10 protein-coding genes and 1 pseudogene are annotated in these 12,385 nt (G+C 52.1%); 6 read left to right on the top strand and 5 right to left on the bottom strand.

What is annotated here, in order from left to right; all coding sequences use genetic code 11:
• The first annotated feature begins 122 nt into the window (after positions 1 to 122).
• The 3 genes from HSRCO_RS14405 (at position 123) to HSRCO_RS14395 (ending at position 1,579) form a co-directional block, all read left to right on the top strand.
• Complete coding sequence (locus tag HSRCO_RS14405) at positions 123 to 767, top strand: hypothetical protein (RefSeq protein ID WP_259519846.1); 645 nt, start codon at positions 123 to 125, stop codon at positions 765 to 767.
• A 12-nt stretch (positions 768 to 779) separates the two neighbouring features.
• Positions 780 to 971, top strand: coding sequence for a hypothetical protein (locus HSRCO_RS14400; protein ID WP_259519845.1), 192 nt, complete (start codon positions 780 to 782; stop codon positions 969 to 971).
• Positions 972 to 1,312: 341 nt separating this feature from the next.
• The gene (locus tag HSRCO_RS14395) at positions 1,313 to 1,579 is read left to right on the top strand and encodes a hypothetical protein (protein ID WP_259519844.1); all 267 of its coding nucleotides are present in this window, start codon (positions 1,313 to 1,315) and stop codon (positions 1,577 to 1,579) included.
• Between the two features lie 64 nt (positions 1,580 to 1,643).
• Here the strand turns inward: HSRCO_RS14395 and HSRCO_RS14390 are convergent.
• Positions 1,644 to 1,781, bottom strand: a pseudogene (locus HSRCO_RS14390) (transcriptional regulator TrmB); the annotation flags it as partial.
• A 99-nt stretch (positions 1,782 to 1,880) separates the two neighbouring features.
• Here HSRCO_RS14390 and HSRCO_RS14385 point away from each other — a divergent pair.
• On the top strand, positions 1,881 to 2,051 hold the full coding sequence (locus HSRCO_RS14385) for a hypothetical protein (RefSeq protein WP_259519843.1): 171 nt from the start codon (positions 1,881 to 1,883) through the stop codon (positions 2,049 to 2,051).
• Here the strand turns inward: HSRCO_RS14385 and HSRCO_RS14380 are convergent.
• Complete coding sequence (locus tag HSRCO_RS14380; protein WP_259519842.1) at positions 2,038 to 2,424, bottom strand: hypothetical protein; 387 nt, start codon at positions 2,422 to 2,424, stop codon at positions 2,038 to 2,040. The genes HSRCO_RS14385 and HSRCO_RS14380 overlap by 14 nt on opposite strands.
• Before the next feature lie 649 nt (positions 2,425 to 3,073).
• On the opposite strand from HSRCO_RS14380, the gene HSRCO_RS14375 reads away from it, so the two are divergent.
• Positions 3,074 to 3,883: a hypothetical protein gene (locus HSRCO_RS14375; protein ID WP_259519841.1), complete on the top strand. Its 810-nt coding sequence runs from the start codon at positions 3,074 to 3,076 to the stop codon at positions 3,881 to 3,883.
• Positions 3,884 to 4,159: 276 nt separating this feature from the next.
• On the opposite strand, the gene HSRCO_RS14370 is transcribed toward HSRCO_RS14375, so the two are convergent.
• Positions 4,160 to 5,263, bottom strand: a complete 1,104-nt coding sequence (locus HSRCO_RS14370; RefSeq protein WP_259519840.1) for a hypothetical protein — start codon at positions 5,261 to 5,263, stop codon at positions 4,160 to 4,162.
• A gap of 108 nt (positions 5,264 to 5,371) precedes the next feature.
• Between HSRCO_RS14370 and HSRCO_RS14365 the strand changes: the two genes are divergently transcribed.
• On the top strand, positions 5,372 to 6,277 hold the full coding sequence (locus HSRCO_RS14365; RefSeq protein ID WP_259519839.1) for a hypothetical protein: 906 nt from the start codon (positions 5,372 to 5,374) through the stop codon (positions 6,275 to 6,277).
• Between the two features lie 216 nt (positions 6,278 to 6,493).
• Here the strand turns inward: HSRCO_RS14365 and HSRCO_RS14360 are convergent, their stop codons facing one another.
• Positions 6,494 to 10,330 carry a BREX-1 system adenine-specific DNA-methyltransferase PglX gene (locus HSRCO_RS14360; protein ID WP_259519838.1) on the bottom strand — a complete coding sequence of 1,279 codons (3,837 nt, stop codon included), beginning with the start codon at positions 10,328 to 10,330 and terminating at the stop codon, positions 6,494 to 6,496.
• A gap of 522 nt (positions 10,331 to 10,852) precedes the next feature.
• Positions 10,853 to 12,109 carry an orc1/cdc6 family replication initiation protein gene (locus HSRCO_RS14355; protein WP_259519837.1) on the bottom strand — a complete coding sequence of 419 codons (1,257 nt, stop codon included), beginning with the start codon at positions 12,107 to 12,109 and terminating at the stop codon, positions 10,853 to 10,855.
• Positions 12,110 to 12,385 lie beyond the last annotated feature (276 nt).

Here is a 12,385-nt window from a genome sequence, read left to right as displayed (position 1 = left end):
ATATGGGCTGGTTGGTAGTGCCCAAGCCAAGGTGAGGGGTCTGTCCATGTATTATTTGCGGTGGTAGATGGACGCCTGGGTTTTGGGGCTACTGAGCCCATCCACTAGACACCCACTGCGACATGATCATCCCAGACCTCGCGGAGGAAATCCGTGACGGCACGCCAAATGCGGACAGTACAGAAGACGTAATCAAGCTCAGCCGGTGTATGCTCCGGGACGGATTAGTACCGGACAACGATGCATCGAGAACCCGCTCAGAGTTCGAGGATCTCTTCGGTAGTTATCTAGACCACAACGTGAGTACGTGTCTTCGCCACCTACGTGATCTTGATCTGGTCCATCGGTGGGTTGAGGGGGCAGAGACACTCATCATTCACGATCGTCGCGATGAAATCGTCAACGGTGAAGACCTAGAGAGACTCGTCGTGGAGGAAATCGAACGTGTGATTGTGGATTTGCAAGCAAACGATCCATCCGACAAGAGCGACGATACAGCAGCCGTAGCAGATGGTGGAAGACCGGGTGGTACTCGGGTTCTCCGAGACACATTAGCAGAAGCCCTTGAAGTCGGCCACGATGACGTCGAGGATGAACTTCGGTCTGGGGACGTCTTAGACCGAATCGGCAAACTCGGCACAGCGGTGACTGCCATCAAGTTCGATTCAGCCGTCGAGAAGGGACGAGAGTACGACGACATCCGGTTCATCCGGAACCCTTACCAGTACGAACTGTCTGAACGGGCGATGAACCTCATCAACGCATGAAGAGGTGAAAAGATGGGGGCCGAACTTGGATACGAGATCTTCGCGTCGATTGTCATCATCGCTGTCTTTGGAGCGGTGATTCTAGCACTGTTTGGCATCGATCCAAGTGGTTACATCAACATGCTTCCGGCTCTCGTGATCGTTGCCTTCATCATCGGATTAGCCGTGACGGTTGGGAAGACAGCGTCCAGCCTTCTAGGGTAGTTGTGTCAATTACACCAGCAGCTACGTGGCTTTCCAGATAGACTGAGGTTGAGGCTTAGTAACAAGTCAGTTTCTGACGTTTTTAATGGAGATAGAAACTCAAGGGCCTTGGTGAGTGGAATTCCAATGGCAATATATCTTACAATTTCCTTTATACCATATTCCGAATCCGAGTCCTACTGTACATTACTACACTAATGCGGAGTGGATTCGACAAATCGCAGTAAGGCGGCGTTGGTCAAAGGTATGACACCACACAACTCTTTATTACACAACGTACTTGTTTTCGACACGTTCAGAGATGTCCAACATTGAAACATGGTGACGCCGTACTGTGGTTTATGACTCATCGGGCTGCGGCGGTCGCGAGCCGGGCGATCGAGCTGGCGCTGCGCCGGAAGGAATTTCGAGTGACCGATATTCAGCGCGGTCTATCTGAGCCGCCTTCTCGCCAAACGATTTACCGCGTTCTCAATCAGCTCCAGGAGGACGACTGGATCAACAACCAGGGCAATCTCTGGAAACCGTCGGTGAAAGCGAACCTTCTGAGCGACATCGAAAGCGAATCTCAATCGATGTCCTCGCCATTCAAGGATTTAGTTAAATAGATGATGATGTCGCCAACTCAGTTTTGCGTCTGGCAGACGCCACGACCGGTGACGAAGTTCGATCTCAGGGCAGTGGTACCTCGTAGTCAGCAGCCAGTTCCTGAAGCCCGTCCCACTTCGGGAGGCGGTCGTCGACCTCCTCGTGCGTATCGAGGTAGCGGAGCAAGCCGTCGATCTCGTCTTCGAGGCCATACTCCGTCGCTCGCGCTGGAAACAAAGATCCTGTGAAGATTATGTGCATTTGTCGGGCATATTTAATCCCATCACTGGTATGGCAAATTAACGGAGGTGAGAACGATAGATGGTTGAGGGAGAGATCGACACCGATGGCGACAACGAGCCAGAAGTCACAATCGCTGGCGGTTTTCTCGCCTTTCTCGCGATAATTATTGTCTCAGACATCGTATTCAATGGAGGGCAGTTCACTCTTGGCGTCGTTGAGGCAGGACTCAACGCTGTTACTGGATCGTAGAATCCACCCCTTCATTCACCCACCGCACTCGCGGATGCAGCCACGCCCACTCCTCACCCCGTTCAGTTACAAAATCCGAAGGCAGCGCCGTCAGGTCCTCGCGGATTCGCGCCTGGTCCTTCGGTGAGTACTCTCCGGAGTGAACACGGTACGCCTCGTACTGCTGGAGTGAGAGGTTGAGGTAGACAGCCTCAACGGCGTTCGCTCGCAGCCCGACCAGCCACTTGCGCATCTTCCGATCACGACGGAGGACTGTCTCGGCGTAGGTCTCGGCAACGTCTCGATCGACGCCGCGGTTCTTGACGAAGACATCGGCCAACTCGTCGACGAGATCGTCGGTGAACGCGGCTCTGGGGTGGGGATCACTGGGCATACCCGACCAATCGGACCGGCCAGGCTTCAGTGAGGTAGCGACCCTTCCGGACTTTCCGTCCCGATCTGGTTGAGCGGGTGTCGCGAACTGATTTGGAAAGGTAAATGCCTGAAATTCTGGCCGCTGAGAGTGTGTGGGGCTGGTCCAGACTTGAAACCTGGGGGGTCCCATATGATGTAGAGCCCCGCATTCTACTTATATAGGTTCCATTCAGGATAATTAGTATTGGGTCAGGATCGGTGAATTAGAGGTAGTCTGTGAGATCGGTCGTGGATGTGATTGCATCCGTGAGCTCCGTTACAGGATTCCGTGGATATCCTCGTATAGTTCGAACTATCGTAGCGGTATAGAGCCACGGTGTCGTCCCAATCTGTGTTAGCACGATCGCGAGGATAAGTTGGTATTGTAATCCAACGATAAGTAGCTTCGATAAATCGTACGCCAGAATGGCTATCTTCAGCAGACTGAGAGCGATGATCCGTACTTGTTGACTGGGATGTCTCAGCCTATCTCGATATCTCTGGACGGTCTGTGATTTGTCGTTAATCATGGCTGTGGAGAGCGCAAGTGCGCTGCACCCCAGCCTAGTGAGCGCAGAGTGCCGGCAGACGGTTGATGTATAAGTAGGATGGAGAATGATGATTTTCCAATGTCGGAGGATGCGGATTCCTCTGAAGGAGAGGAACGTGGCTCACCGACCGCATTCCATGCGGCCTATGCTTCGAACATTGCCCCGACAACCAACCCAAGAGAAGAGATCGATAAGGAACCTGATATCGTCGATTCTAGTAGCAGAGACATCCCAGAGGGGTACTTTCTCGATTGGGGAAACCAATCCGACATAACGGATAATAAATCCCAGAAAGCCACTGATATCGACGGTCGAGAGAATGGAGGGGAAGTCAACTCTGTATATGGCTCCGTCGAATCGAGCGTTTCAGCGAGAAGGAGACGGAACGCCTCATATGTCGGATCTACCTTTGACCCTGTTGAACGGTTGGAGGATCGGTATTCTGCCGACCGACCGATACGATATACTCATCGGCGATGGGAGAGGCTCCAGCGCTTGGACAGAGGTCGCTACGACCAGAATTACAGGAAACAGCAATCACACGAGTTCAAAATCCATCGAACTGAGAGTGTCGCGAAGAGATTGGATCTTCCAGACTACATGATAGGGCATGTCCGAAAGGTAATGAAGAACCTGTCATTTGAGGAGTTTGGATCTCAGCGAAAAATTGAGAAGATCGCCTTGGTCCTCTGTGATAGAGTATACCAAGAGTATGATGCGAAAGAAAAGTTCGAGTTGCTAAAAGACGGGAGAGATGTCGAACTTGATCGATTGCGAAGTAAGGAACGATATCAAGCATTGATGGATGAATTTGGGTTTCAAGACGGAGACTACCGCACTATCCTGAAAAAGATCAATACTCAGCTCGAATTCACAGTCCGTGACTGATGGAGGGGTAATTGGACGGCTTCTTCGAGAGAGTGGTATTTCCGATGGGTTGGAAATTTTGATAGTGGTATTTCCAGTGGGGAAATCCCCATACACCACCGTATTTTCAGATATTAGTAAAAGTAGATTTTTGGAAAGGGATATCGCGGTATATCTCGCATCCGGGGAATGGATTCTAGGAGATGGAATCCCTTGAGAAGATTAAATAGAATGAACACAATGTCGTTTCCGATGGATTTGAGAGAGTGTCGTTTCCGATGGGCGTTCACCCGCTAGTCAGCCCAGAAGGTTAGCGAGCTGGTGGAGGTTCTCTTTGAGGTTACGATTGAACTCAGTTGAGACGGTGATGAACTCGTCGTCGCTATTCTCCTTGTACTTCCCCAACGAAAGAGCGAGATCGCCACTCGGGGTGGCAACAAGCTTGAGCATGACTGAAGTGCTTCGTACTCCGGTTTCGAGCCACGCCTTTTCGATATCTGCCCACTCGCCAGCGGAGGTATCTGTTGAGTCGACCTCATAAGCCAAGCTATGTACTTTACCACGATTCCGAGAGTGTCCAGTCTGAACCGGTGCAAGAACCTGTTCAGTACCGCGGACCTGCTTCCCCAGCTGAAGCATCGTCCGCCCGTCAGGCGCCTCGGTTAGTTTGATCCACTTTTGGTACGGGTTATACGAGGCACTCAACCACCAGAATCCGAGATCGTTCCAGTCCGATTTTCCTCCTTGTTCGAACTTCCCGTACTCCCATGCCCGACGGAGACTCTCGCTGTGTTCAGCTAGATATTCTTGCGGGAGCACAACGTCTATCGAGAAATTTGTTGGCTTCGGTTGTCGCAACCAGTGAATGACGCCATGATAGCCGTCGCTGAAGTCGTGTTGCACCGCGTGAGGCCACGTCGAGAGGATGCCAGAGAGATCGACGTTGAATCCAGAGAAGTCCTCCTGATCCAGCCAGAGAACGCTATACTCCTCAGCGAGATACTCCGCCGTAACAGTGTCGACGTCCTTGTCTTCATGCTTGTGCTGCACCTCCACACCGATGCCACGACCCTCTGGGAACCGTGGCTTTGGAAACTCAACGAGGATATCAGCACGCCGATCAGCGAGCGGTTGCTCTAGCCCTATTGTTGCGTCAGGATACTCTGTCGTGAGCTTCGAGTACGCAATCGATTTCATCCGCAAATGAGGTGGAGATTCGCCGCCACAGTCGGTCTCTTCTTCAGCAGCGTGATAGAAATGTCGCGCGACAAACGACCCCTCACGGCGATGCGAGTCGCGAATTTTCAATTGATCGCCGCACTTGGGGCACTCGAGGAAATCCCCTTTCTGCACCTGGTTCGGAATGACCTCGATACCGTCGTAGAGGGCCAAGAACGGCATGCTAGTTGTTGTAGGGTAGCACTCTCCACCTATAGAATGATACCCTATTGCGAGGTCGCTAGAGAGGCATATCTATTTAATCCGAGAGTCAGTCAGCCATCAGTGAGAATGGTATCAGTCTCACTTCTCGAATTTGCCTACGCTAATCGGCCTATCTACTTCGAACCAGAAACCGATCTGGAGGTATTTGACGATGACGAGGAGGAATGGGATCCGCTATTCAAATCCTCATACTCCTTCCCAACACTCATTGAAGCGCTCAAATCGAGCGAAATAGAAGGTGGAAAAATCCGCTTCGAGGACTCGGTCGCCCAAGAGTATCTTTACCACCTCAAAGAAACCGGGATTGATGACCAGCTGCACCACGAGGACCTAATGAATCGTGACCGGCTCGTGGGGTTTGCCGACGGAGGCTACACAACGGTCGACGATCTTCTGGGGACAGCAGATCCGGTCGATATTTCGCGGGATACCGGTGTGGACCGCGACATCGTCTCCAGTATAGCGACGAACTATCTCGATGGGTTCTCGTCGGGAAGCACATTCGGTGATACAGGCCCGCTACAGCTTCTGAATCCAAAGGACTCGTTCACAGGATGGGACCTCGTGGAGGCATCCTCAAACCGGATTCGATGGGTTTCTCCCGGTCGATTCAACCTCACCATCAGTCCAGCGCCGGAAGGTAGTACTACAATCGCGTGCAACGCGCCAGAAGCAGAGCGGAACGCATGGTATCGGAAAGGCCGCTCAGTCGAAGCAGGACCGGATGAGTCGTTAGCCCCCGATGAAGCCCTTGAACAGGCTCACGAGTGGTTGGAAGCGCATCAGCTGGAATACGAAGACGATCTCGCTGAGCTTCCACGAATTGGAGCGGCGACCAAGGATTACCTAGCGCTCGAATTTGGAATTGCATCCAGAGAGAAACTACGAACATTTGCAGAGGACCAACCCAATGAGTTCGATGATATCTTTGGATCTCCTGGAAGTGATCTAAGAGAGGCACTGGAGCGCTAAGTCGGCCACCGAACAATTTCCTGAACACATGAAACAGTGGGGTGGGGGTATTGATCCTTGTAGGGCCCTCTAGAATCCACATTCATTTATCCAGCATAAGTTCCAAAACAACTCCCTTTATTGGGGGACACCCTCCATCGTTTCCGGAGCTTTCAGCCTTGAAATCGGTTGATTTTCGTGCTCGCGATGTCCGACCGCCGATCGACGAGTGAATGGCTACGTTTCGCTTAGATGGACGTACTTCTCGAGGACGAGATCAAGATACTCGTCGGTCATGCGACGAGGATTCTGTACCTGATAGAAGTCATCGAGGATGAATTCCGTCTGTTGTCGACCGAGTCCATAGGCGTGAAACGCGGCGGCGTCGAGCTCGGCCTGGATTTCTTCGCGCTCGTCGGGATCTGTTGCTGGTGAGAGTCCGCCGAGGCGGTCGCGCATCTCTTCGAATTCGTCTCCATAGCAATTGAGACGCGCTGCTCGCCGCCAGATGTACTCGAACCAATCGTCGCCTTCGGTGAGATTGGGAACCTGCGACTCTTTGAACTTATACATCACAATGTGAGTGTCCACTTTTGTACGCATCAGGTAGTCAAAGGGGATACTGTTGAGGAGCCCGAGGGCTAAGAATAGTGATTCGTCGGAGAAAATTCTGTCATAGACAGGATGAAGGGGGGACCTAGAAAGAAGCTCCTCTCTTGGATTGATTTCATATGGCCGGATCGTGTGAAGGGTGTTTGTGCACACGATACCGTCTGGGATGACGGAAGCGATGATTGTTCGTTCGTCTGATGCTCTGGCCACATCCCGGAACACGATCCGATATTCAGTAGAATCCAGGAGGACGTCTTCCCCGGTGAGTTCCTCGCTTCGGTGTTTTTCCAGTAGATCATTCACAAACCCGATTTGTGACCCGGAGCCGTCGAATTCGTCGTAGAGAGCTCGCTTCAGCCGCCGCAAATTCTTCTCGCGGATTCGGCGCTTGGCGCTCGCGTCTGGGTTGACGTCTTCCCCCACGCTCCAGAATTCGGGCGGTTCGATATCGACGAACGACGGGTCGTAGCTGAACTGGTAGACGTTGCTTCCCCCGTATACCGGATAGTCTCCTTCTGAGGGCTCCTCTACGAAACGATCAGTGTCACTTGTCCGATGTAGTTCTGCATATGGTTCTGCATACCACCTACGCTGGGAATCATCACTGATCGGCGGGTGGGCTAAGATGGTGTCGAGGACTTCGACTTCCTGCTGTGACTGCAAGTAAGGGAAGATTCGAGCTTCAGGGGAGTATTCCCGGAGAACCCTGCGTGGTATCGTCAACGCGACGTCGTCGAAATCTTGCAGGGAGTCCATTCCCACCTGTTGGAAGATCCCGTGGAGGTCCTCAGTCCGCCCCTCGTTTTTGAATGCGATTACGCCGAAGTTGTATCGGGTGTCTATCTCGGGGAATATCCCTCGGTTCTCAAAAGTAACCAGCTTTTGAACAGTCGTTTCATCGAGAAGATGGGTGCGGAGGTCTTTCGTTGACGCACCGTTGAATATCGCGCCCGGAAGGACTTGAGCAGCGTATCCCCCGTCTTTAGCGAGACTGAATACACGCTCCAAGAAGAGAGCCGATAGATCGTTTTCGGTGCCCTGCGTGGTGCCTCCGATGGTGGGCGTTTGCATCTCGTACTGCTCATGGAAGTACTGAGAAACGATTTCTATCTCGTGTTGGTATCCATTCCACCCGTCTGCAATGGTATCGTCCTCGAGGAGGGCTTCTTGTCGTTGGTCCTTCTCGCCCGGCGGCAGGGACATGAATTCGCTGTCGTAGCGAGCAAAGAAATCGTCTCGAGTGGGCCGAAGACGATCCCATGGTGGATTGCCAATAATTACGTCGAAACCACCTTCGGCGTAGACTTCTGCAAACTCGAGTACCCAGTGGAACGGTGTGTACTCATCTAAATCGCCTTCACTCACTTCCGGTACTGTGTCTCGGAATTCTGCAAGGATTTCATCATCCAACTCTTCTCGGTATGTGGTGAGCAGTTCCTTAGCCTTCTGCCGGTGGCGTTCGGCCTTCTCGGGGAAGGCGTTGGTCTCTTCGTACAGTTCGATTTCTTCGATGACGTCCTCGTACCGTGACCGGACGCTATCCTCTGACCACCGCTCGAACGTCGCGACTCCATCCGCCGTTTCCTCGGGAAAGCCGACGTACCCAATGAGGCTGTTGCCCTGGCGCACGTTGAACGTGATGTTCGGTAGCGCAATCTCTTCGACGTCGAGGTCCTCGAGGTCGCCTTCTCGCAGTTCGGAGATGATGGACAGCCAAAGACGAAGCTTGCCGATCTCGACGGCTGGCTCCATAATATCGACTCCGTAAATGTTGTTCTGGACGGTAGTTTTCTTGAGACGGTGACGGCTCGGGTATGTCTCCTGTTGGGTGTAGAGGGCCTGCCGCACGTTGACGATTTCTTCGATGACGGACGTGAGGAAGTGGCCACTCCCCATTCCAGGGTCGACCACGTAGAAATCGTCCATTTCGGAAAGGAGTGCGGTGATTAAATCACCCGACCCTGGCAGGCCGTCAATCAACTCGTATAGCGTCTCATACTGCTGGATTTCAGCTTCGGGCCATCCCCTCTCTTCCCGAAGCACAGTCTCGAACCGCTCTTTCAGCGCCGGGCGAACCGTTTCCTCGGCGGAGAATCGTGTGATCTCCTTCGGCGTGTAGTACGCTCCGAGATCGGCGTTCTGGTCGCCTGGGTCGGTCGTGAGATAGTTGATGGTTTTCTCGAAGACGTTTCCCAGGACGCTTGGGTCGATGTCCGCAGGGCCACCTTCCGTGGAAAATCGGTACTTCTCGAGGAGATCGATGATCGATTTCAATACGGTGTCCCGAACATCGAACGTGCGCTCGCTGAGGCCGGATCCACCATTCAATTCTGGCCGGAAGAGTCCGCCGTTCAGGTATGGAATACCAGAATAGACGTCGAGAGAAGAGACCTGTTCATCCCGGCTCTCGGGTTTCTCGTTGAACACGTCGTAGAATAGCGGGTCGAAAAACGTCTTGTAGAGCGATTGCGGGTAGACGCCATCTTCGTACGTATCCCTAAGAAGCCTGAGCAAGTCCTGTCGAACGATTCGTTTGTCCTCGAGGAACTTGATGAAGATAAGCCGATTCATTAAATCGACGGCGAACAGCCTGACTGCATCGCCATCGGCTTCCTCGGGCGGAATGATACCATCGCCAATGAGACTCCGCGAGCGCCGCTCGTCGGGATCGTCTGCTACGCCGAACACGAACCGAATGTAGTCGTCGTAGAAGTCGTCCGTGATATCCTCCTGCTTGCGTTTGATTACCTCGGAAGCGTCGTCGATAATCGCGACGAAATTCTCGTACTGAAACGTCCGAATGAGTCTTGAAACGAGCTGAATATCGTCCTCGGTGAGAACGTCTTCCGGCGGTTTGTGTTCTCCTGTGGCGTTATCATAGAGAGCGGAAAACACGGGTCGCAAATCGATTGATTCGATAATATTGTGGCTGTAACTGTCGGGATCGTAGCGCACGAAAATCCAGCGAATGCCGTCTGTTGCGAATCCAAAATCGGATTCGAATTCGCGCTGACTCAACCAGCTCTTGACTTGATCGAGGCCGTGGCCACGGTCCTGGAGAACTTTGTTGATGGGTTCGGCTTCGATCAAAAGACGGCTGGAGTCCACGCTATCGATATCGCGAAGAGAAATCGCATAGTCAGCTTGCTCACCCCGTTCAGCGGCGAAGCTCCCTGCTTCATACCCGTAGTCTTCGTATCCTAACGTCTGTAAAAGCGGCTCGATGACTCGACTTTTCGTAAATGGTTCCGGATCGAGTTGGTCACGGGTAAAATCAGATCGCATCGTGTAGCGACCTGGATCCATCTCGAAGAGCTCGTCGAGGATTTTATCGTCGACTTGCTCCCGTATCCTCGCGATGCTTTCGTCGATCGTTCGAACGACGGCATCAGTCGCTTCTGTTGAAACGGACGTATCGAATTCAGAGACGTCAAATTCCGTTTGTGTGCCCGTTGCGGACATTCTAATGAGTCATGCAATGGGCATCACACTCAAATACATATGTGGTGGAGAGATGGGGGTCCGGTAAGTTCGAATTCCTTGAAGATGGATTGGGCGGCCACCGTGCAATTGATCCGAACACGGTGGATAAAATTCACTTATAAATTCCCAATATTCCCAATATAAATGGCATCATTGGTTTGCTAGGGGGAGATGTAGGGTTATGAGGCTTCTATTTCTATAATATAGTTATTCTCAATCTCATCCCCACATAGAATACAGCCACAAAAGAAAGACAGACAAGAAACGCAGACAAGAAAGAAATACAAGAATTATTGATGGGTCTGTGGCCATTGTGGCACCGTTCAGATGCGATTCAGAAACTAGAGTGGTAGGATGATAGGAAAGGTGGTGAGTGATTCTATCTGTATAATACCGGAATCGACCGCCAATCCTAACGACTCTCTTCAGTAGGGGAAACCCTCCACCGTTTCCGGAGCCTTCAGGATCTACGATCACCCTCTCTGCATACTGAGACCAGCTTCAATAGTCGGTGAGATCCGACTGCAAGAGGTTATTGTCCTCAGCCTTTGATCGAATAACGCTGCCGAATTCCTCAAACCGCGTCGTCGAAAGAAGGACCTCAAGAACGGCTGTCAATGGGACGTCAAGCTCGTACTCGTGATATCTGCCGGCGGATATTCCCTCGTTTCGCTCATGGACGCTGATCAACCCCAGCATGTTCATATCCGAGAGGTGATCGCGGACGCGCCGTTCGCTTACACTATCGGTGTCGAGCCGGTCGCAGATGTTCAGATACTGTTCGTAGAGATCGCGAGAACGAACCGGGACTTGGTCAAGCGCCTGGTGATACGCGAGCGCACTTAGAACGGCATGGCCCTGTGTTGTGAGCTCTTGCATCCCTTCGTAGAGTTGGTTCTTCTCGAGTTCGTCCTGTGCGGCTCGGACGTGAGCCTCGGCCACGGTTTCTGAATCAGCTGCCTGCGCAAGTTCGCCAGCCTCCCGAAGTAATCGAATGGCTTGGCGGGCCGAGCCAGTATCCTGGGCAGCAAATGCTGAGCAAAGCGGGACCACGTCTCCCTCGAGGACATCATCGTGGAACGCTTTCTCTGCTCGCGGTTCGAGAATCGAGCGCAGCTGATTCGCGTTGTATGGGGGAAAGAGAATCTCTTTTTCAGCGAGCGTATCTTTCACCTTCGGCGAAAGATTGTCCCGGAATTGGAAGTCGTTGCTGATGCCGATAATCACAGGACGGACGTCACTAACGTAGCCATTCGATCGCGCCCGGGGGAGGCCATAGAGGATGTCATCTGAGTGGCCGATGTTGTCGATCTCGTCGAGAACAATCACGACGGTCCCACCGAACGAATCCAGTTCTTCATAGAGAATATCGAAGACACGTTGCTGAGAGTAGCCAGTTGTACTGATACGGTCCTTGCCCTGACTTCCCCGAAGTTCGTTTACGAGAGTGACGGCGACCTGGTAGGATGAGGAGAGATTTTCACAACTAACCCAGACAGTAGAGAGATCTACGTCGTCGTACTGGGCTGCATCATTCTCCAGATGCGACAGCATATACTGCGTGGCAACGGTCTTCCCAGTACCCGTTTTCCCATATAGAAATATGTTCGACGTCGGCCGGTTGTCAATGATGGGTTGGAGAGCTCGCTGATATTTCTCGAGTTCCTCATCCCGTTCGCGAATATCCTCGGGTTCATACGAATCGTCAAGAGGTTCGGCGTCAGCGAACACCTGACGATCCCGTTGGAATATTCCCATGTGAAGTCTCCTCTTATCATAACAGCATAAAACCACCGCTTCCTTAGTTTCCTAAGCGTCCGAAGCTACATAACACATAAAGAAACCCCACCCCGCCGTTTCCGAAGCTCGATTTCTTATATAACCCTCACACCCCACTATTTCCGAAGCTTTCGGAAAACCGTACAACCCCAACTGAGCTCAGCACTAGTAATAAGGAAAACAGTTATGGTAGTGGTATGTAAACCACAACCGTAATGGAGCTTAATTCAAATATTAAATATATAACAAGTTAAC

It is taken from the genome of Halanaeroarchaeum sp. HSR-CO (assembly GCF_024972755.1).
Taxonomy (GTDB): Archaea; Halobacteriota; Halobacteria; order Halobacteriales; family Halobacteriaceae; genus Halanaeroarchaeum.
Note: the sequence above shows the minus strand (reverse complement) of the source record. Positions and strands in the feature narration are given on the sequence as shown.

Excerpts from the sequence above, each read along its gene's own strand:
- HSRCO_RS14405 (WP_259519846.1), top strand. The coding sequence starts at position 123 with ATGATCATCCCAGACCTCGCGGAGGAAATCCGTGACGGCACGCCAAAT.
- HSRCO_RS14370 (WP_259519840.1), bottom strand. The coding sequence starts at position 5,263 with ATGCCGTTCTTGGCCCTCTACGACGGTATCGAGGTCATTCCGAACCAG.
- HSRCO_RS14395 (WP_259519844.1), top strand. The coding sequence starts at position 1,313 with ATGACTCATCGGGCTGCGGCGGTCGCGAGCCGGGCGATCGAGCTGGCG.
- HSRCO_RS14385 (WP_259519843.1), top strand. The coding sequence starts at position 1,881 with ATGGTTGAGGGAGAGATCGACACCGATGGCGACAACGAGCCAGAAGTC.
- HSRCO_RS14375 (WP_259519841.1), top strand. The coding sequence starts at position 3,074 with ATGTCGGAGGATGCGGATTCCTCTGAAGGAGAGGAACGTGGCTCACCG.
- HSRCO_RS14360 (WP_259519838.1), bottom strand. The coding sequence starts at position 10,330 with ATGTCCGCAACGGGCACACAAACGGAATTTGACGTCTCTGAATTCGAT.
- HSRCO_RS14365 (WP_259519839.1), top strand. The coding sequence starts at position 5,372 with ATGGTATCAGTCTCACTTCTCGAATTTGCCTACGCTAATCGGCCTATC.
- HSRCO_RS14380 (WP_259519842.1), bottom strand. The coding sequence starts at position 2,424 with ATGCCCAGTGATCCCCACCCCAGAGCCGCGTTCACCGACGATCTCGTC.
- HSRCO_RS14400 (WP_259519845.1), top strand. The coding sequence starts at position 780 with ATGGGGGCCGAACTTGGATACGAGATCTTCGCGTCGATTGTCATCATC.
- HSRCO_RS14355 (WP_259519837.1), bottom strand. The coding sequence starts at position 12,109 with ATGGGAATATTCCAACGGGATCGTCAGGTGTTCGCTGACGCCGAACCT.